We start from the raw sequence: 19103 nt of genomic DNA, 5'->3' as shown, positions 1-19103 counted from the left end.
ACCCTTGACGTGGCGAGCACGGCGTTACACTCACCAGGCCAGCAGTGCGAGTCCCCCGACCACCTTCGCAGCAGGTCCGGCACTGAACCCGTCAAGGCCGCGCAACGCGCGCCCGAAGGGGCAGCCTTGACGGTGGATGGTGTTAGACGCTCGGCCATGCGGTGCAAGACGACACGGCGGCTTGCACCGCATGACGAACCGCGCTTTGGTTTTTGGGTTTTGTCGTGGGGGTTGTCTTCCGCCGCAGGCGGCTCATCAGGAGCCCTCGGGGCGGACGGGCAGGGGCGGCTGCGAGCACGGAGCGGAGGACGCGCAGCGGCCGCAGCCCGCGCGCAGCAGACCCCGGTGGGCGGGGCCCTTCGTTCCCGCGCGCAGCGCGCTAACCTTGTCTTTCTCGTGCACGGTCCATGGCCGCGACGCGGCCACTGACTTCCCCTTGCGCAGCACTGACCGGGCCGGGGGCGCCAGACATAACGTCAATTGGCGAACTCCGGCGCATGCCGGAGTTTGCTAATTGCCAAACGTTATGTTGAATCCAGCATTGCCTGGCATTCCGAAGGGATGACGGGCAATGCTGGATTTACCCCCGGCCCTCGTGCATCTCCGGCCGCAGGCCGCTGGACCTTACTTCTCCTTCGGGCCGACAGGCACGCTGGAGTTTAAACACGGCGCGTCACCGTCCACTGCCGTATCATCTGGCGCGTCAGTGACTGAGGGCTTTCTTGACTCAGCCATCCCGAACAGGCGTCGGCTCGACTCGATGTACTCGTGCTGCCTGAGCCGTGTCACCTTCTGCTCCGTTGTCTCGCCAGCACGCTCCAGCCGCGCCGGATGCGTCGCCGTGTGAATCTCCTTGAGCGCACGGATCGCCACATGCGTATAGACCTGCGTCGTCTTCAGGTCCGCATGACCCAGCATCGCCTGCACGAAGCGCACATCCGCGCCGTTCTCCAGCATCAGCGTCGCCATCGTGTGACGGAACAGGTGGCACGCGCCGCTCTTCTGCAAACCCGAGCGCCTGATGTACTCCCGCACCAGATGCCCCAGCGGCGTTGCGCCGATTGCCTCGCCCTGGATCGACAGGAACAGCGCCGGGTTGTCATCGCCCAGCATCAGTTGCGGCCTCACTTCATCCAGATATTTCCTGATCCACGCCAGCGCACGATCGCCTACCGGCACCATGCGGTCGCGTTTGCCCTTGCCCTCACGCACCATCAGCGTGCCGCGCTCGTGGTCGATGTCGTGAACCTCCAGGCTCACCAGCTCCAGCCGCCGGATTCCTGTGCTGTACAGCGTCTCCAGGATCGCACGGTCACGCAGGCCCATCGCGCTCGTCACATCCGGCACCGCAAGGATCTGTTCGGCCTCCGGCACCGACAGGATGTGCCGGGGTAGCCGCTGCTCGATGCGCGGCATCTCCAGGTCCGCCGCCGGGTTCGAGAGGATACGGTGCTGCCGCACCAGCCACCGGAACCACACCCGGATCGGCGTCAGCCGCTGGTGCTGCGCATACCCCGAGAGCGGCTGGCCATCCTTCTTGCGGTACAGGTACAGATGCCGCTGATACCGCTCCAGCACTGCACGCGTGACCTCCTGCGGCCGGCCCACGCCCCGCTCATCGCACCACTGGATGAACTGGCGCAGATACCCTTCCTTCAGTCGGATCGACTCCACGCTGTAGTTGCGCGTGAGCAGCCATTCGAGATGCCGCTTCATCTCGTGATACAGGCTGTGCGGGTCATCCGCCGCCCCAATCACCGGGCGCGGTGCGCGGGGTGCCCCTTCTTCTCATTCGGCATCCTTAACAATACGGGCACAAGTACGATGGCGTTCGGTGGCTTCGTTTTTCTCCACGTATACCGCGTTCGCGCCAGTTTCCGCTTCGCTTTCCGGCTCAGCCCCATCCGGCAAGGCTCCCGGGGTGCCTTGCCCACCCCAACCATCCCCCAACTTTGCCCCAACCATAGGCCAACTTTGGGCCAACCTTAGCTTTCCAGACCCCAACTTTCGTTCATCGTTGTCGAGGATTTCAGCATCAATCAGCCCCGCAAGTCGCGGCTCATCGTCTGCCGCACCGTCGTATGCCAGTTCATAGAATTGCAGGCGTCCATGATGGCCGCCATGCGCGAGCAGGTATTCCTGCTCGACCGTGCGCAGGCAATGGACCTTCAGCTGGTTATCGCTCCAGCGCGTGAATTCCCGTATCTCGCGCCGCGTGAAGCGCACCTCGCGCGGCTTGACGTGCTCTTTCTGGCTGCGCTCCAGCACCATCGCATGAACCAGCTTCAGCAGCCGTCGCGTCTGCGGCGGCAACTCGTCCAGTGTGCGCCCCAGCACCTCATGCGCGATCCGGTTCGCCAGCGCAATGTCCGCCTTCGTTACCTCGATGTACGTCAGCGTCTCGCCGCGATGCATCACCGTCCTGTGCTCGCGCTGGTACTGGTGCAGCAGCGCAACCGCGCGGATCAGCGTCAGGTATTTCATATGATCGCGCCGCGTGCGCGTCCTGTCGTCCATGAACGTCAACTGTTCTGCATACGGATTCACCACATGAACCGGCCTGAGCAGCCGCTGCACGTTGCGGTGCAGTTCAACGATGTGCGAGCGCTCCGTCCCGGCCAGCAACCCTTCGAGCGTCTGTTTCGCCCGCTGCATCGCGTGAATCTGCTTCGTCTGCTCCCGGCTCTCGTTGATCGTCAGCACCAGACACCGGTTCAGCAACTCCTCATCGACATCGATGGCCGTCGTCGTCAGCATCAGCATCACCGGACCCTGCACACGATACTGCTTCGTCACCAGGTTCCCCGTCGCCTCGTCCTTGCCCGTGCTCGCAATCGTCAGCTCCCCATCGCTTTGCAGCAGCTTGAGCGCATACGCCGCCTGCCTCACGCCTTCTTCCTCAGCGATCGCCAGTATCCTGTGTTGCAGGTCCGTCTCGCCCAGGTAGAACAGGCTCTGGCCCGTCATCGCGCTGTACTGGATGCGTTCCTCTTCCGGCATCAGGTCCAGAACGGCATCCATCAGCGAGCTTTTACCGGCTGCGCTGCTCGACTGGATCAGCACCGCGAGCGGTGCATCGAGCTTGCGAGATACCGCCGCCAGATACCCAGCCAGCAGGTTCGTCGCTTCGCCCACCACGCCGCAGCGCGCCATGTCCGCCTCGAGCCGCGCCACCAGGTCCGGCGCTTTCAGCCAGTCCAGCGCCGCCGCGTGCTCGAGCGCGTCGAGCTCGACTGCGGGCTTGTCCTTCGGCGCGAGCGTTGCCCGGATCGCCTCGTCCTGCAACGCTTCGAGCTTCAGCAGCACGCGTCCCAGATCGCGCTTGAGCGTGTCCTCCTGCGAACCGAGCTCGACCGCCGCCGCCTTCAGGTACAGCCCGCGCGCCTTCGCGCTGTACACGTCCAGCGTATCCACGTGGTAATGCTCGCCGCGGCGCACCTGCGCATTCACGCGCATCTGCTCCGGGCCCAGGTTCTTTTGCCAGCCGCGCACGCGCCAGGTACGCTCGCCGAACGTGAACAGCAGTTCGCCGCCCGCCGTCTCGCTCATCTGTACGTCATCGGCCTGCGGCAACGGTGGCGGCGGCTCGTCCTTCGCCGCCTGCGCTCCGGTCTGCGTTTCCGGTTCGTCAGGCGCGGCGATGGCGGCTAAAGAAGGAGCTGGTTCGGCATCCTTATTTTCTTCAACGTCCACCGGCTCAACAGGGACCGCAGGCCTGCGCCCCTTGCCGATCCATTCGGCCTGGTGCAGCAGCACGCCCAGGCTCTTTTCTGCCGGCGTCACCTTCCTCGCGTACTCGTTGACGTCCAGCCCTTTTGGCAGCAGCACGCGCCATGTCTCGATGCCCGCTTCGCGCAGTTCCGTGCCGAGCTTTTCCGCAGCCGCATTGCCTGCGTCGTCGCGGTCGTACGCAATCCATACCGCACGCGTGCCGTGATGCTTCAGTGCCGCCCAATGATCCTGCGTAAAGCCGTTCACGCCATACGCCGCGATCACGTTGCGATGGCCCGCGCACCAGAACGTCATCGCATCGATCAGCGCCTCGCATACGATCACCTCGCGGCTCGCCACCAGCGCCACCTCGTTCCACACGCCCGCGAGCGGCAGCGACAGGTAAAGGTGCTTCGGCTGGCCCGCCGGGATCTTGTGACCCGCCGCGATGCGCCGACCGTACATCTGACGCACCGCGCCCGTCTCAAGGTCCAGTACCGGCACCACCAGGCACCCGTTCAGGTGCTCATGGCCCGAGGCGCGGTACACACCCACGCCCTGCAGCTTCGCGCGCACCTCGCGGCCTTCCTTCGAGTGCCCCGGCGGCAGCCGGTAGGTCAGGCTCTTGTTCGCGTACCCGAGCCGGAACGTGTCGACCAGCTCGCCATGCACCAGTGCGCGCTGCGTGAGATAGTCCAGCGCCTCCGGACTCTGTTTGAGTGTCGCGTGGTACGCGTCGGCCACCTCGCGCAACAGCGAGGCCTCATCGGCATCGGCGGCTAAAGAGGGAAGGTGCCGCACGTGTGAGCGGGCCACACCCACCTTTGCCGCGCCATCGAGCGGCGCATCGTTGCGCAGCAGCTGCACCGCGTGCGGCAGGCTCACGCCCTGCGTCTCCATGACCCAGTCCAGCACCGTGCCCGACGCCCCGCACCCGAAGCAGTGCCACACGTTCTTCGACTCCGACACGCTCAGGCTCGGGGTGTCCTCCTCGTGGAACACGCAGCGCATCACCCAGTCGCGGCCACGCTTTTTGAGCTGGTGCCCCTGCGATTCGATCAGCCGCACCAGCGACACCTCGCGCTTCAACCTTTCCAGTTCGTCCTGCGGAATCCGGGGCATGAATCATCCTTTCGGCTAAAACCTGTCAAGTCACTTTGTGTATACTATTTTAGTACCTATAATGTTTCAACCGTCAAGGCGCAGCAAACCGGAGGCTTACCATCATGGCGTCACTTCATATTGAGTTCGATGCGATGAGCTTCTCTGCCCGCCTGATTTCGCTACGCAAGAACAGGGGCCTTACACAGCAGGGGCTGGCCGATGCCACCGGGATTCACGTCCAGCAGGTCAAGCGCTACGAGGCGGGTTCTTCAGAACCTTCGGCCGAAGCGCTGCGCAAGATCGCAAGAACCTTTGCAATCTCCACTGACTGGCTACTTTTTGAGGATGGAGAGCGTGCGCCCTCCGATGACCTTGCCCTGCAGTTCGAGGCCGTGCAGCAGCTCTCCGACGAGGAGCGTGCCGTGGTCAAGGAAGTCGTCGAGAGCCTGATCATCAAGTACCAGACGAGACGCTGGGACTCGCTGCGCACCGCCGACACCTCAACCGCAGCCCATCGCCGCACATCAACCCGAAGCCGATAGGAACGTGAGTCCGTATGACAGACCTGATGCCCAAGCTCACCGATGTAAAGAGCCTCCAGGATCTCTCCAAGATCCTGGCATGGCCCATGCTCGTTGTTGCCTACTTCCTCGTCACCGGCCCGCAGATCACGCTCGATGGCGCCACCTGGCTCGACATCCCCGATGACCTGCCAATGCGCACCCAGACATAGCTCTTCTTTCTGATTTTATCCTGAAGGCCTTCTGGTCCGGCGGCATCGCCGCTTTCGCCTATATCTTTATCGGCGAGCTGCACGCTGAAGCGTACATCCGCTGGAACTGGGTACTTTTCCCATACGTCTCCGCCATCCTTTTTGCGCTCGCGCTGCTTGGCATCTTCGGCTCCTCGCAGTTCATCTGGCTCAAGAACCTCGACAGCTTCTGGTGCTACGCCGCCATCGTCTGGGGCTTCTTCCTGCTCGCCATGACCGAACAGCTTGTTGCCCCTTCGCAGGCGACGGACCGAACGCTCAACCGCGTAAACGAAGCGCGGGCCGTGAGTGCGCCAACACCCACGGCCCGCTGACCACCACCAGCTCCCCGGAGGAACTGATCATGGCTGACGCCAATCTTAATGCATTGACCGCCCATCCCGAGCGGCATGTAACCATCCAGCAGTCGCTGCGATACCGGCGCATCAATGCGCGGACCCGCAACGCGCCACCGCTTTATCCGTGGATCAAGCTCTCGGGGCGGTGGCTTGAACTCGCCGGCTTCGAGGCAGGACAGCGCGTGAGGATCGAGGTCCACCACGGCAGGCTCGTCATCACGCACGATTGAACAGCACTACAAACAATAAACCCGGCCGCAGCCGGGTTTATTGTTGTTACTACGCTTTACCTCTCTTTGCTTGCCAACGCGCTCGCGCCTCGTTCAGGCTGCTTTGATTCGCACCTCCCGCGAACGTAGGATCGTCGGACTGCACGGGGTCATCCTCCCAGCCACATACTTCGCATATCTCATAGTCTCCGCGCCCACTAAGCGTGAGGCTATTGCAGCACGGACACGGGAAGCGGTCTTCTTTCTCTTGCATTACTGTCGATTCCAATAATCCATTCCAGCCGACGGCTTGAACATTGTTTTTGGTGCCCCACCTATAGTCTTTGACGCAAAAGTATTCGTCGCCGGATCATAGTACAACGTATCGCCATTCGGCCGCGTCTTGATCAGCGTTCCGGGCGGGGGATTGTTCACGAAGTCCTGTGCGCCTTGAACATACTGCACTGAGTTTTGATACGCAGGGAACTCATCTCCGTGCTTGGTTGAGTGACTGTAGGCATTCTCAACAGGCGTCTTGTCCTTTGTGGAAGACCAGAATGTGCTCTTGCCACCTGCCGCAGCCCCGCAGCCAGCGCCGTCGAAGGCACCGTTGCGGCCTGGGCACCCGATGGCACCTTGGCTCCAGCCTGGCCCAGCATCGCTCGCTCCTTGTCGAGCGCCTGCTTCAGCTCCTGCGCCTCCTTCTTCGCCTCGGTGTCGTTCTTGTCGTTCGCCGCGTTGTACAGGTTCACGTTGGACCCTGTTGCGGCGCCCGCCGTGCCACCGACCGCTGCGCCCGCAAGACCCGAAGCGATATTCCCGGCCAGGTTGCCGATCAGCGATGAACCCGTCGCGCCCGACACCGAGTCGCTGAACGCTTTCATCTGGTCAGCCAGCTTCGAGGATAGCGCTGCCCCTGCTGCACCGCCTATGGTTGAGAACGCGCTACCGCCACCCAGGCCGCCGATCAGCGCACCGCCCGCGAGGTGCAGGCCCGCTCGTGCATCGCCTCCTTCACTCCACGAATCGAAGCTGGCGAGCGCCGCCGTCGCCCCGTCGAGGTCTCCATTCTTGTAGGCCGTTTTCGCCGCATCCAGCGCATCCGCGCGCTTCGCATCCGCATACGCCCCGATACTCACACCCGACGCGCGCGCCGTTGTCGATGCCAGTTTTTCCCTGATGCATCAACAACCTGCAAACCGCTTCGCCATGACGTGGCCTTCGAGATGCAATTTTTTTGCCCAGACGCGGGTTTTGATCTGGAGGCGCAGTCTGCCAGAGATCGCTTTGCGTCCATCCCAATTTCCCGCCGGGTTTGACGGCGGCCGAAGGCCGACGGCAAACACGGCGGAACAGGGCCGACGTATACCTCTGCTCCATCAACACGACTGCCTGTGTGTACCGAAGGGCCGGCTGCGCCGGCCCCCATACCGCTTACTACTCCTGTTGCACGTACCGCTCAGGGAAGTTCAGCCGCAGGAAGTAGCCCCCGGCATACTCCCGCAACTGCTCCATCACGCTATTGCCCGCTTCCGGCCGCGCCCCTTCGCCTGCGATCATCACATCCCACATGAAGCACTTGAGCACCACCTCCGGCCGCGTGCCCGCGCTCTCGCACATCTCGCTGAACTGCCTGTCCACCTTCAGCACGATTTCCATTGCGTTTCTCCTGTTCGCCCAGCGCCTGACTTGCGCTGCTGGCCCCTCCCAACCAACGCCGCGCGCAGACACGTCAAGGGCGGGCGCAGCCCGGCGCAGCGAACCCTTGACGTGGCGAGCACGGCGTTACACTCACCAGGCCAGCAGTGCGAGTCCCCCGACCACCTTCGCAGCAGGTCCGGCACTGAACCCGTCAAGGCCGCGCAACGCGCGCCCGAAGGGGCAGCCTTGACGGTGGATGGTGTTAGACGCTCGGCCATGCGGTGCAAGACGACACGGCGGCTTGCACCGCATGACGAACCGCGCTTTGGTTTTTGGGTTTTGTCGTGGGGGTTGTCTTCCGCCGCAGGCGGCTCATCAGGGAGCCCTCGGGGGCGGACGGGCAGGGGCGGCTGCGAGCACGGAGCGGAGGACGCGCAGCGGCCGCAGCCCGCGCGCAGCAGACCCCGGGTGGGCGGGGCCCTTCGTTCCCGCGCGCAGCGCGCTAACCTTGTCTTTCTCGTGCACCAGGTCCATGGCCGCGACGCGGCCACTGACTTCCCCTTGCGCAGCACTGACCGGGCCGGGGGCGCCAGACATAACGTCAATTGGCGAACTCCGGCGCATGCCGGAGTTTGCTAATTGCCAAACGTTATGTTGAATCCAGCATTGCCTGGCATTCCGAAGGGATGACGGGCAATGCTGGATTTACCCCCGGCCCTCGTGCATCTCCGGCCGCAGGCCGCTGGACCTTACTTCTCCTTCGGGCCGACAGGCACGCTGGAGTTTAAACACGGCGCGTCACCGTCCACTGCCGTATCATCTGGCGCGTCAGTGACTGAGGGCTTTCTTGACTCAGCCATCCCGAACAGGCGTCGGCTCGACTCGATGTACTCGTGCTGCCTGAGCCGTGTCACCTTCTGCTCCGTTGTCTCGCCAGCACGCTCCAGCCGCGCCGGATGCGTCGCCGTGTGAATCTCCTTGAGCGCACGGATCGCCACATGCGTATAGACCTGCGTCGTCTTCAGGTCCGCATGACCCAGCATCGCCTGCACGAAGCGCACATCCGCGCCGTTCTCCAGCATCAGCGTCGCCATCGTGTGACGGAACAGGTGGCACGCGCCGCTCTTCTGCAAACCCGAGCGCCTGATGTACTCCCGCACCAGATGCCCCAGCGGCGTTGCGCCGATTGCCTCGCCCCGATCGACAGGAACAGCGCCGGGTTGTCATCGCCCAGCATCAGTTGCGGCCTCACTTCATCCAGATATTTCCTGATCCACGCCAGCGCACGATCGCCTACCGGCACCATGCGGTCGCGTTTGCCCTTGCCCTCACGCACCATCAGCGTGCCGCGCTCGTGGTCGATGTCGTGAACCTCCAGGCTCACCAGCTCCAGCCGCCGGATTCCTGTGCTGTACAGCGTCTCCGTGATCGCACGGTCACGCAGGCCCATCGCGCTCGTCACATCCGGCACCGCAAGGATCTGTTCGGCCTCCGGCACCGACAGGATGTGCCGGGGTAGCCGCTGCTCGATGCGCGGCATCTCCAGGTCCGCCGCCGGGTTCGAGAGGATACGGTGCTGCCGCACCAGCCACCGGAACCACACCCGGATCGGCGTCAGCCGCTGGTGCTGCGCATACCCCGAGAGCGGCTGGCCATCCTTCTTGCGGTACAGGTACAGATGCCGCTGATACCGCTCCAGCACTGCACGCGTGACCTCCTGCGGCCGGCCCACGCCCCGCTCATCGCACCACTGGATGAACTGGCGCAGATACCCTTCCTTCAGTCGGATCGACTCCACGCTGTAGTTGCGCGTGAGCAGCCATTCGAGATGCCGCTTCATCTCGTGATACAGGCTGTGCGGGTCATCCGCCGCCCCAATCACCGGGCGCGGTGCGCGGGGTGCCCCCTTCTTTCTCATTCGGCATCCTTAACAATACGGGCACAAGTACGATGGCGTTCGGTGGCTTCGTTTTTCTCCACGTATACCGCGTTCGCGCCAGTTTCCGCTTCGCTTTCCGGCTCAGCCCCATCCGGCAAGGCTCCCGGGGTGCCTTGCCCACCCCAACCATCCCCCAACTTTGCCCCAACCATAGGCCAACTTTGGGCCAACCTTAGCTTTCCAGACCCCAACTTTCGTTCATCGTTGTCGAGGATTTCAGCATCAATCAGCCCCGCAAGTCGCGGCTCATCGTCTGCCGCACCGTCGTATGCCAGTTCATAGAATTGCAGGCGTCCATGATGGCCGCCATGCGCGAGCAGGTATTCCTGCTCGACCAGGCGCAGGCAATGGACCTTCAGCTGGTTATCGCTCCAGCGCGTGAATTCCCGTATCTCGCGCCGCGTGAAGCGCACCTCGCGCGGCTTGACGTGCTCTTTCTGGCTGCGCTCCAGCACCATCGCATGAACCAGCTTCAGCAGCCGTCGCGTCTGCGGCGGCAACTCGTCCAGTGTGCGCCCCAGCACCTCATGCGCGATCCGGTTCGCCAGCGCAATGTCCGCCTTCGTTACCTCGATGTACGTCAGCGTCTCGCCGCGATGCATCACCGTCCTGTGCTCGCGCTGGTACTGGTGCAGCAGCGCAACCGCGCGGATCAGCGTCAGGTATTTCATATGATCGCGCCGCGTGCGCGTCCTGTCGTCCATGAACGTCAACTGTTCTGCATACGGATTCACCACATGAACCGGCCTGAGCAGCCGCTGCACGTTGCGGTGCAGTTCAACGATGTGCGAGCGCTCCGTCCCGGCCAGCAACCCTTCGAGCGTCTGTTTCGCCCGCTGCATCGCGTGAATCTGCTTCGTCTGCTCCCGGCTCTCGTTGATCGTCAGCACCAGACACCGGTTCAGCAACTCCTCATCGACATCGATGGCCGTCGTCGTCAGCATCAGCATCACCGGACCCTGCACACGATACTGCTTCGTCACCGTTCCCCGTCGCCTCGTCCTTGCCCGTGCTCGCAATCGTCAGCTCCCCATCGCTTTGCAGCAGCTTGAGCGCATACGCCGCCTGCCTCACGCCTTCTTCCTCAGCGATCGCCAGTATCCTGTGTTGCAGGTCCGTCTCGCCCAGGTAGAACAGGCTCTGGCCCGTCATCGCGCTGTACTGGATGCGTTCCTCTTCCGGCATCAGGTCCAGAACGGCATCCATCAGCGAGCTTTTACCGGCTGCGCTGCTCGACTGGATCAGCACCGCGAGCGGTGCATCGAGCTTGCGAGATACCGCCGCCAGATACCCAGCCAGCAGGTTCGTCGCTTCGCCCACCACGCCGCAGCGCGCCATGTCCGCCTCGAGCCGCGCCACCGGTCCGGCGCTTTCAGCCAGTCCAGCGCCGCCGCGTGCTCGAGCGCGTCGAGCTCGACTGCGGGCTTGTCCTTCGGCGCGAGCGTTGCCCGGATCGCCTCGTCCTGCAACGCTTCGAGCTTCAGCAGCACGCGTCCCAGATCGCGCTTGAGCGTGTCCTCCTGCGAACCGAGCTCGACCGCCGCCGCCTTCAGGTACAGCCCGCGCGCCTTCGCGCTGTACACGTCCAGCGTATCCACGTGGTAATGCTCGCCGCGGCGCACCTGCGCATTCACGCGCATCTGCTCCGGGCCCAGGTTCTTTTGCCAGCCGCGCACGCGCCAGGTACGCTCGCCGAACGTGAACAGCAGTTCGCCGCCCGCCGTCTCGCTCATCTGTACGTCATCGGCCTGCGGCAACGGTGGCGGCGGCTCGTCCTTCGCCGCCTGCGCTCCGGTCTGCGTTTCCGGTTCGTCAGGCGCGGCGATGGCGGCTAAAGAAGGAGCTGGTTCGGCATCCTTATTTTCTTCAACGTCCACCGGCTCAACAGGGACCGCAGGCCTGCGCCCCTTGCCGATCCATTCGGCCCGTGCAGCAGCACGCCCATGCTCTTTTCTGCCGGCGTCACCTTCCTCGCGTACTCGTTGACGTCCAGCCCTTTTGGCAGCAGCACGCGCCATGTCTCGATGCCCGCTTCGCGCAGTTCCGTGCCGAGCTTTTCCGCAGCCGCATTGCCTGCGTCGTCGCGGTCGTACGCAATCCATACCGCACGCGTGCCGTGATGCTTCAGTGCCGCCCAATGATCCTGCGTAAAGCCGTTCACGCCATACGCCGCGATCACGTTGCGATGGCCCGCGCACCAGAACGTCATCGCATCGATCAGCGCCTCGCATACGATCACCTCGCGGCTCGCCACCAGCGCCACCTCGTTCCACACGCCCGCGAGCGGCAGCGACAGGTAAAGGTGCTTCGGCTGGCCCGCCGGGATCTTGTGACCCGCCGCGATGCGCCGACCGTACATCTGACGCACCGCGCCCGTCTCAAGGTCCAGTACCGGCACCACCAGGCACCCGTTCAGGTGCTCATGGCCCGAGGCGCGGTACACACCCACGCCCTGCAGCTTCGCGCGCACCTCGCGGCCTTCCTTCGAGTGCCCCGGCGGCAGCCGGTAGGTCAGGCTCTTGTTCGCGTACCCGAGCCGGAACGTGTCGACCAGCTCGCCATGCACCAGTGCGCGCTGCGTGAGATAGTCCAGCGCCTCCGGACTCTGTTTGAGTGTCGCGTGGTACGCGTCGGCCACCTCGCGCAACAGCGAGGCCTCATCGGCATCGGCGGCTAAAGAGGGAAGGTGCCGCACGTGTGAGCGGGCCACACCCACCTTTGCCGCGCCATCGAGCGGCGCATCGTTGCGCAGCAGCTGCACCGCGTGCGGCAGGCTCACGCCCTGCGTCTCCATGACCCAGTCCAGCACCGTGCCCGACGCCCCGCACCCGAAGCAGTGCCACACGTTCTTCGACTCCGACACGCTCAGGCTCGGGGTGTCCTCCTCGTGGAACACGCAGCGCATCACCCAGTCGCGGCCACGCTTTTTGAGCTGGTGCCCCTGCGATTCGATCAGCCGCACCAGCGACACCTCGCGCTTCAACCTTTCCAGTTCGTCCTGCGGAATCCGGGGCATGAATCATCCTTTCGGCTAAAACCTGTCAAGTCACTTTGTGTATACTATTTTAGTACCTATAATGTTTCAACCGTCAAGGCGCAGCAAACCGGAGGCTTACCATCATGGCGTCACTTCATATTGAGTTCGATGCGATGAGCTTCTCTGCCCGCCTGATTTCGCTACGCAAGAACAGGGCCTTACACAGCAGGGGCTGATGCCACCGGGATTCACGTCCAGCAGGTCAAGCGCTACGAGGCGGGTTCTTCAGAACCTTCGGCGAAGCGCTGCGCAAGATCGCAAGAACCTTTGCAATCTCCACTGACTGGCTACTTTTTGAGGATGGAGAGCGTGCGCCCTCCGATGACCTTGCCCTGCAGTTCGAGGCCGTGCAGCAGCTCTCCGACGAGGAGCGTGCCGTGGTCAAGGAAGTCGTCGAGAGCCTGATCATCAAGTACCAGACGAGACGCTGGGACTCGCTGCGCACCGCCGACACCTCAACCGCAGCCCATCGCCGCACATCAACCCGAAGCCGATAGGAACGTGAGTCCGTATGACAGACCTGATGCCCAAGCTCACCGATGTAAAGAGCCTCCAGGATCTCTCCAAGATCCTGGCATGGCCCATGCTCGTTGTTGCCTACTTCCTCGTCACCGGCCCGCAGATCACGCTCGATGGCGCCACCTGGCTCGACATCCCCGATGACCTGCCAATGCGCACCCAGACATAGCTCTTCTTTCTGATTTTTATCCTGAAGGCCTTCTGGTCCGGCGGCATCGCCGCTTTCGCCTATATCTTTATCGGCGAGCTGCACGCTGAAGCGTACATCCGCTGGAACTGGGTACTTTTCCCATACGTCTCCGCCATCCTTTTTGCGCTCGCGCTGCTTGGCATCTTCGGCTCCTCGCAGTTCATCTGGCTCAAGAACCTCGACAGCTTCTGGTGCTACGCCGCCATCGTCTGGGGCTTCTTCCTGCTCGCCATGACCGAACAGCTTGTTGCCCCCCTTCGCAGGCGACGGACCGAACGCTCAACCGCGTAAACGAAGCGCGGGCCGTGAGTGCGCCAACACCCACGGCCCGCTGACCACCACCAGCTCCCCGGAGGAACTGATCATGGCTGACGCCAATCTTAATGCATTGACCGCCCATCCCGAGCGGCATGTAACCATCCAGCAGTCGCTGCGATACCGGCGCATCAATGCGCGGACCCGCAACGCGCCACCGCTTTATCCGTGGATCAAGCTCTCGGGGCGGTGGCTTGAACTCGCCGGCTTCGAGGCAGGACAGCGCGTGAGGATCGAGGTCCACCACGGCAGGCTCGTCATCACGCACGATTGAACAGCACTACAAACAATAAACCCGGCCGCAGCCGGGTTTATTGTTGTTACTACGCTTTACCTCTCTTTGCTTGCCAACGCGCTCGCGCCTCGTTCAGGCTGCTTTGATTCGCACCTCCCGCGAACGTAGGATCGTCGGACTGCACGGGGTCATCCTCCCAGCCACATACTTCGCATATCTCATAGTCTCCGCGCCCACTAAGCGTGAGGCTATTGCAGCACGGACACGGGAAGCGGTCTTCTTTCTCTTGCATTACTGTCGATTCCAATAATCCATTCCAGCCGACGGCTTGAACATTGTTTTTGGTGCCCCACCTATAGTCTTTGACGCAAAAGTATTCGTCGCCGGATCATAGTACAACGTATCGCCATTCGGCCGCGTCTTGATCAGCGTTCCGGGCGGGGGATTGTTCACGAAGTCCTGTGCGCCTTGAACATACTGCACTGAGTTTTGATACGCAGGGAACTCATCTCCGTGCTTGGTTGAGTGACTGTAGGCATTCTCAACAGGCGTCTTGTCCTTTGTGGAAGACCAGAATGTGCTCTTGCCACCTGCCGCAGCCCCCGCAGCCAGCGCCGTCGAAGGCACCGTTGCGGCCTGGGCACCCGATGGCACCTTGGCTCCAGCCTGGCCCAGCATCGCTCGCTCCTTGTCGAGCGCCTGCTTCAGCTCCTGCGCCTCCTTCTTCGCCTCGGTGTCGTTCTTGTCGTTCGCCGCGTTGTACAGGTTCACGTTGGACCCTGTTGCGGCGCCCGCCGTGCCACCGACCGCTGCGCCCGCAAGACCCGAAGCGATATTCCCGGCCAGGTTGCCGATCAGCGATGAACCCGTCGCGCCCGACACCGAGTCGCTGAACGCTTTCATCTGGTCAGCCAGCTTCGAGGATAGCGCTGCCCCTGCTGCACCGCCTATGGTTGAGAACGCGCTACCGCCACCCAGGCCGCCGATCAGCGCACCGCCCGCGAGGTGCAGGCCCGCTCGTGCATCGCCTCCTTCACTCCACGAATCGAAGCTGGCGAGCGCCGCCGTCGCCCCGTCGAGGTCTCCATTCTTGTAGGCCGTTTTCGCCGCATCCAGCGCATCCGCGCGCTTCGCATCCGCATACGCCCCAATCCCCTGCGCCACCACCTGACCCGCAGCCTGCGCCGCCTGCATCGTGTCCGCCTGCTGGTTCAGGATCGCGTTCACGTCCGGCGTCTTCGACACCTGCCCGTTCGTGTCCGTCGTGTCCCGGCTCAGGGTTGTGATGTCCTGCGTCTGGTGCGTCGGGTCCGTGATGCTGATCGTCCCGGCACTGATGGCGCTGCGCGTGGTGGCGCTTTGATCACCACTGTCGTTCTGCGCCATCATCGGCACCAGTCCACCACTTCCCGGCACCGACGCCGGACCCACCGCCTTGTCCGACTTCGCTCCTGGCGACAGCCCCACCGACCCGCCCGCGCTGTTCGCCGAGTAGTGCGAGTGGTTTTCAACGTCGGAGAACGTCAGCGTGCCCGTCGTCAGACTGTTCTTTTCCGCATCCGCCGTGCTCGATATCACCGCGCCCGTCAGCCCCGTGTTCCCCTTCACGTTGACGTTAAAGCCACCGGCGCCCGCGTAAATCCCCGCCTGTTCGCCCACTTGTGCGTAATCGCCGTCCGCGTGACCCTTTTGCGCCGTCACGCTCGCGTTCGCCCCGCCGTACTGCGTGATCGAGAACCCGCCGCCCGCGCTGCTCTGGTGCGCCGCGCTCGTGGTCGTATCCTGAATCGAGCTGATATTGAGGTTACCGCCAACATCGGCCGTCACCTGTTTTCCGGCTATTTGCGAGCCCGTAATGTTCGTGTCACCGCCCGAGATGACCGTCACGCTGTTCGCGCCGCTGATATGCGACGCGTTCTGCATCTGCGCATCGCTGTTCGCATCCCCGTGCGCGTTCGACATCGCCGCAGAGATCCCGAACCCACCGCCCGTCGTCCACTGCACCCCCACACTCGCGCTACTGCTGCTGTTCGAACTGCGGGTTTGATCAGTATCCGTCGTGTTTTTTATGTTGACCTGATTCTTCGCCGCCAGCACCGCGTCGTTTGCGCTGACATTCGAACCGGCAACCGTCAGGTCACCCTGGGTTGCCACGAACGTGGCTGTACCACCAGCCTGCACGTTCGAACCACGGTTGATCGTCTGGTCTTCGGACGACTGGCTCTGACTTTGGCTCGAGCCCACGCTAACCTGCACGCCAATATCCGGCTTGCCCTTGCCGGTGATGGCGTTCTTGACACCGATGCCCGCGAGCGTCGCATCGCCGGCCGCCGCAATGGCGTGCAGGGCGCCCGCACGGTCATTGCCGCTGTCCGCCGAGCGGCCAACAGCTTGCCCCTCCGAATACGCGTTGTTGATTGCATTGCCCATGCTGCCCGCGAGACCAATCGTCAGTCCGCTGCTGCTCGTCTTCTGCGTCTGCGCCTGATGCGCCGTATCGGTCGCCGCATCAATGATCACGTTCGCCGCGGTGCCCGTGACGTTGCCACCCGCCACAAGATCACTACCCGTGACATGCAGGGTGTTCCCCGCCTGAATCGAAAGATTGCCGTCGATCGACCCAACCGTGCTCGCGTTGTTCGTGACGCTCGATTCCTGGTCGGTCGTCGCAAGCTTGTTGCTGCCAACCGTCACCGTCAGGCCGCTCGTGCCAAGCCCCGTCGTCTTCTCCTGATACGTTCCCGACGACTGCATGGTGTCCTGCGTCGTGGTGATGTTCACGTCGTGCGCCGCGCTGAGCGCAACATCGTTCGTGCCGACGATGGTGCTGCCCGCCACGTTGATGTCGTTGCCGCTCGCAATCGACACGGCATCAGCCGAAACCAGGCTGCCCTGCGAGAGGGTCGTCGTGGTATCGCGCGAGCTCGACACCTCCTTGCCGCTTACCACATTGCTGTGGCTATGCTGCTCCTGCGAATTGTCGACATGCGTCTCGCTAGCCGCGCCGATATTCGCATTACCCGTTGCCGCCAGCGTCGCCGTCCCCTTGTCGAGGCTGATCGCGCTGCCCGTGACGTTGATATCCTTGCCCGACACCACGGTGAGCGAATTGCCGGCATTCAGCGTGGTCGCCGTGAGCGTGTCGTCGGACCGGTGCAGCGATTCCGAATAACTGCCGTGACTGTCACTGCCCGAACTGTTGCTGTCGATGGTCGAGGTGGCCTTCGCCGCTTCGAGCGTCACGTTGCCGTTCGCCGCGAGCGTGCCGCCACCGCCCAGGTTGAGCTTCGCGCCCGTCGCCGTCAGGTCGCCGCCCACGCCGATCTGCGACACGCCGCCAACGCTCACCGAACTGCCCGTCACCTGGTTGATGTTCGTGTTCGACACCCCGTTCGCGCGCTCGACCACCTTGTGCTCGCCGGTCTGCACCGTGCCCAGATCCCAGTTGCCGCCCACGGCCATGCCCAGGTTGCCGCCCACGTTCAAGCTGCCCGCGTGCTGCTCGAAGTTGCCGCCCGTCACGATGGCGGCGTCGCCCGCCACGTTCACGCTCGCGAGGGAGCCGAGCGTGGTCGTGGTCCGCGTCGCGCCCGTCGCGCTGATCTGGTCGACGGTCTTCGCGGCGGTATTGAGTATCAGGTCGCCGCCCGCGTTCAGCGCGAGGCTGCCGGCCTTCACGCTGGCCGACGTCAGGTCGATATTGCCGCTGGTCGTCAGCGACATCAGGCGGCCGCTTTGCAGCGCGCCGAACGCGTTGTCGATGGACTTGCCGTCGATCGACAGCGTGTTGCCCGCCTGCACCGTGCCGCTGTTCGTGAAGACCTGCGCGTTCTTGAGGTCGATATCAGTTGCCGCGATCAGCGGCCCGTTCATGTTCTGCTGGCTGGCCTTCGCGAGATAGACGACCGGCACCAGCACGGACTGTCCGTCGACGATCTCGGTCTGCATGATGACGACGTTGCTCGTGAGCGCCGCCACCTGTTCGGCCGACAGGCCCACGCCAAATGGCAGATTGAGCGATTGCGCGAGCGATGCGCCCGCGGCGAGCAGCGCCTGGTACATCGCTTGAGGATCGCTGTACGGGCCGAGCACAGCCTTGCCGGTGAGCGAAGTAATCTGGTTGCGCACGAGCATCTGCTCGTAGAAACCGTCGCCGAGACGCTTTTCGGTGGTCTGCGGATTCAGACCGATCTGCTGGAGGTAGTAGTCGCTCGAAATGAACGTCTTCTGGTTCGTGAAGGCCGGATTCGTCTCGATCAGGTAGTCGGCCCCCGGAGTGCTCACAGGATGGAACAGGCCGCCCTGCGGGATCGTGAGGTTTTGCAGGACGTTCTGCGCCGTCGCGCTGGCGATGACCGGATTGACCATGCCCGCGCCGCCGTTGACCGTGGCCGTCCCGGCGCTCGTGCCGCCCGCGTTGCCCTGGACTGAGGAGGCGCCTCCCGTATTCGTGCCGCTCGCGCTGCCCTGGATCGAGGACGTCCCTCCCGTCGCCGTGCCGCTCGCGCTGCCGCCCGGCCCGCTGATAACCACTCCGGAGAGCGCCTGGCCGGGGGCGAGACCGAGTGACGGAATGACCGCATTGCCGGCCGTGTTGTTGACACTGATGCCGGTGCCGGAAAGCGTGCCGCCCGCCACAAAGGTCGATTCATACCCCGGCAGCCCGTAATCGCGGATATCGGCCGGCGCCGCCTGCGTGTAGCCGCCCGGACGCGAGCCGATGAACGGCGCGTCGCCAAACGGAAGGGTCCAGTCCGCGATGCTGTGGTCGTAGTTCGTGTAGTGGTAGTAGCCCGAATATGTCACCTGAACTTCGGGCGCGATTTGTCCCTGCCAGCTATTCTGGTCGAGCGTGACCGGTGCCGTGATGTTGCCGACTGACGCGACCGCGCTCCAGTAGTTCTGGAACAGGCCCACGTTCGTGGCGTCCAGGTTGCCGCCGGCAATGATCTGCGCCTGCGGGCTGATCGACGCGATCAGGTTCGCCACCGCCACGCCCGTCCAGGTCGTGTACTGGTAGCCGCTGTTCCACTGGCCGCCGTGTGGCGGCGTAGTGAAAACGCCACCGATGGCATCGGGATCGCCCGTCAAGA

General features: G+C 63.5%; 18 protein-coding genes and 1 pseudogene. 6 read left to right on the top strand and 13 right to left on the bottom strand.

The window, feature by feature from the left end:
- Window positions 1-624 precede the first annotated feature (624 nt).
- Together xerC and E1956_RS25565 are read right to left on the bottom strand one after the other, a co-directional pair.
- On the bottom strand, window positions 625-1758 hold the full coding sequence (gene xerC, locus E1956_RS25570) for a site-specific tyrosine recombinase XerC (protein ID WP_256377783.1): 1134 nt from the start codon (window positions 1756-1758) through the stop codon (window positions 625-627).
- Window positions 1759-1788: 30 nt separating this feature from the next.
- The gene (locus E1956_RS25565; protein WP_134754040.1) at window positions 1789-4833 is read right to left on the bottom strand and encodes a CHC2 zinc finger domain-containing protein; all 3045 of its coding nucleotides are present in this window, start codon (window positions 4831-4833) and stop codon (window positions 1789-1791) included.
- Window positions 4834-4967: 134 nt separating this feature from the next.
- Between E1956_RS25565 and E1956_RS25560 the strand changes: the two genes are divergently transcribed.
- The 3 genes from E1956_RS25560 (at window position 4968) to E1956_RS25555 (ending at window position 6155) form a co-directional block, all read left to right on the top strand.
- On the top strand, window positions 4968-5357 hold the full coding sequence (locus E1956_RS25560; RefSeq protein ID WP_335930006.1) for a helix-turn-helix domain-containing protein: 390 nt from the start codon (window positions 4968-4970) through the stop codon (window positions 5355-5357).
- A gap of 14 nt (window positions 5358-5371) precedes the next feature.
- On the top strand, window positions 5372-5548 hold the full coding sequence (locus E1956_RS46280) for a hypothetical protein (protein WP_167760109.1): 177 nt from the start codon (window positions 5372-5374) through the stop codon (window positions 5546-5548).
- 382 nt (window positions 5549-5930) lie between these two features.
- Window positions 5931-6155 carry a SymE family type I addiction module toxin gene (locus tag E1956_RS25555; protein ID WP_134754030.1) on the top strand — a complete coding sequence of 75 codons (225 nt, stop codon included), beginning with the start codon at window positions 5931-5933 and terminating at the stop codon, window positions 6153-6155.
- A 49-nt stretch (window positions 6156-6204) separates the two neighbouring features.
- On the opposite strand, the gene E1956_RS25550 is transcribed toward E1956_RS25555, so the two are convergent.
- The 9 genes from E1956_RS25550 to E1956_RS46685 all read right to left on the bottom strand — a co-directional run bounded on the left by E1956_RS25550 (window position 6205) and on the right by E1956_RS46685 (window position 12730).
- On the bottom strand, window positions 6205-6408 hold the full coding sequence (locus E1956_RS25550) for a CPCC family cysteine-rich protein (protein WP_133193506.1): 204 nt from the start codon (window positions 6406-6408) through the stop codon (window positions 6205-6207).
- Window positions 6409-6565: 157 nt separating this feature from the next.
- Window positions 6566-7273: a hypothetical protein gene (locus E1956_RS25545; RefSeq protein ID WP_134754036.1), complete on the bottom strand. Its 708-nt coding sequence runs from the start codon at window positions 7271-7273 to the stop codon at window positions 6566-6568.
- Window positions 7274-7571: 298 nt separating this feature from the next.
- Window positions 7572-7793, bottom strand: coding sequence for a hypothetical protein (locus E1956_RS25540; RefSeq protein ID WP_134754034.1), 222 nt, complete (start codon window positions 7791-7793; stop codon window positions 7572-7574).
- Window positions 7794-8524: 731 nt separating this feature from the next.
- A complete protein-coding gene (locus E1956_RS47350) occupies window positions 8525-8935 on the bottom strand; it encodes a tyrosine-type recombinase/integrase (RefSeq protein ID WP_252120251.1) in 411 nt (136 codons plus the stop codon).
- Window positions 8857-9693, bottom strand: a complete 837-nt coding sequence (locus E1956_RS47345) for a tyrosine-type recombinase/integrase (RefSeq protein WP_167760110.1) — start codon at window positions 9691-9693, stop codon at window positions 8857-8859. Before E1956_RS47345 ends, E1956_RS47350 begins: the two co-directional genes overlap by 79 nt.
- Window positions 9690-10658: a hypothetical protein gene (locus E1956_RS46700; RefSeq protein ID WP_197732871.1), complete on the bottom strand. Its 969-nt coding sequence runs from the start codon at window positions 10656-10658 to the stop codon at window positions 9690-9692. Before E1956_RS46700 ends, E1956_RS47345 begins: the two co-directional genes overlap by 4 nt.
- The gene (locus E1956_RS46695; protein WP_197732870.1) at window positions 10627-10962 is read right to left on the bottom strand and encodes a hypothetical protein; all 336 of its coding nucleotides are present in this window, start codon (window positions 10960-10962) and stop codon (window positions 10627-10629) included. The genes E1956_RS46700 and E1956_RS46695 overlap by 32 nt, the downstream gene beginning before the upstream one ends.
- Window positions 10956-11447 carry a hypothetical protein gene (locus E1956_RS46690; protein WP_197732869.1) on the bottom strand — a complete coding sequence of 164 codons (492 nt, stop codon included), beginning with the start codon at window positions 11445-11447 and terminating at the stop codon, window positions 10956-10958. Before E1956_RS46690 ends, E1956_RS46695 begins: the two co-directional genes overlap by 7 nt.
- A 98-nt stretch (window positions 11448-11545) precedes the next feature.
- Complete coding sequence (locus tag E1956_RS46685; protein WP_134754032.1) at window positions 11546-12730, bottom strand: CHC2 zinc finger domain-containing protein; 1185 nt, start codon at window positions 12728-12730, stop codon at window positions 11546-11548.
- A gap of 368 nt (window positions 12731-13098) precedes the next feature.
- Here E1956_RS46685 and E1956_RS46680 point away from each other — a divergent pair, with 368 nt between their 5' ends.
- From E1956_RS46680 to E1956_RS25515, 3 genes are all read left to right on the top strand, one after another.
- Window positions 13099-13248 carry a hypothetical protein gene (locus tag E1956_RS46680; RefSeq protein ID WP_197732868.1) on the top strand — a complete coding sequence of 50 codons (150 nt, stop codon included), beginning with the start codon at window positions 13099-13101 and terminating at the stop codon, window positions 13246-13248.
- A gap of 14 nt (window positions 13249-13262) precedes the next feature.
- Window positions 13263-13439, top strand: a complete 177-nt coding sequence (locus E1956_RS46270; protein WP_167760109.1) for a hypothetical protein — start codon at window positions 13263-13265, stop codon at window positions 13437-13439.
- 385 nt (window positions 13440-13824) lie between these two features.
- The gene (locus tag E1956_RS25515) at window positions 13825-14049 is read left to right on the top strand and encodes a SymE family type I addiction module toxin (RefSeq protein ID WP_134754030.1); all 225 of its coding nucleotides are present in this window, start codon (window positions 13825-13827) and stop codon (window positions 14047-14049) included.
- 49 nt (window positions 14050-14098) lie between these two features.
- Here E1956_RS25515 and E1956_RS25510 read toward each other — a convergent pair whose 3' ends face one another.
- The gene (locus tag E1956_RS25510) at window positions 14099-14302 is read right to left on the bottom strand and encodes a CPCC family cysteine-rich protein (RefSeq protein ID WP_133193506.1); all 204 of its coding nucleotides are present in this window, start codon (window positions 14300-14302) and stop codon (window positions 14099-14101) included.
- Between the two features lie 395 nt (window positions 14303-14697).
- Window positions 14698-19077 (bottom strand): annotated as a pseudogene (locus tag E1956_RS25505) (hemagglutinin repeat-containing protein); the annotation flags it as partial.
- Between the last annotated feature and the right edge of the window lie 26 nt (window positions 19078-19103).

The sequence above is a fragment of the Paraburkholderia pallida genome (assembly GCF_004524855.1).
GTDB lineage: Bacteria > Pseudomonadota > Gammaproteobacteria > Burkholderiales > Burkholderiaceae > Paraburkholderia > Paraburkholderia oxyphila.
The sequence above is the reverse complement of the archived record's forward strand: the minus strand, read 5'-3'. Positions and strand labels throughout refer to the sequence as shown.

Coding starts and splice junctions, on each gene's coding strand:
- E1956_RS25565 (WP_134754040.1), bottom strand. CDS start 4,833: ATGCCCCGGATTCCGCAGGACGAACTGGAAAGGTTGAAGCGCGAGGTG.
- E1956_RS25560 (WP_335930006.1), top strand. CDS start 4,968: ATGAGCTTCTCTGCCCGCCTGATTTCGCTACGCAAGAACAGGGGCCTT.
- E1956_RS46280 (WP_167760109.1), top strand. CDS start 5,372: ATGACAGACCTGATGCCCAAGCTCACCGATGTAAAGAGCCTCCAGGAT.
- E1956_RS25555 (WP_134754030.1), top strand. CDS start 5,931: ATGGCTGACGCCAATCTTAATGCATTGACCGCCCATCCCGAGCGGCAT.
- E1956_RS25550 (WP_133193506.1), bottom strand. CDS start 6,408: ATGCAAGAGAAAGAAGACCGCTTCCCGTGTCCGTGCTGCAATAGCCTC.
- E1956_RS25540 (WP_134754034.1), bottom strand. CDS start 7,793: ATGGAAATCGTGCTGAAGGTGGACAGGCAGTTCAGCGAGATGTGCGAG.
- E1956_RS47345 (WP_167760110.1), bottom strand. CDS start 9,693: ATGAGAAAGAAGGGGGCACCCCGCGCACCGCGCCCGGTGATTGGGGCG.
- E1956_RS46700 (WP_197732871.1), bottom strand. CDS start 10,658: ATGCTGACGACGACGGCCATCGATGTCGATGAGGAGTTGCTGAACCGG.
- E1956_RS46690 (WP_197732869.1), bottom strand. CDS start 11,447: ATGAGCGAGACGGCGGGCGGCGAACTGCTGTTCACGTTCGGCGAGCGT.
- E1956_RS46685 (WP_134754032.1), bottom strand. CDS start 12,730: ATGCCCCGGATTCCGCAGGACGAACTGGAAAGGTTGAAGCGCGAGGTG.
- E1956_RS46270 (WP_167760109.1), top strand. CDS start 13,263: ATGACAGACCTGATGCCCAAGCTCACCGATGTAAAGAGCCTCCAGGAT.
- E1956_RS25515 (WP_134754030.1), top strand. CDS start 13,825: ATGGCTGACGCCAATCTTAATGCATTGACCGCCCATCCCGAGCGGCAT.
- E1956_RS25510 (WP_133193506.1), bottom strand. CDS start 14,302: ATGCAAGAGAAAGAAGACCGCTTCCCGTGTCCGTGCTGCAATAGCCTC.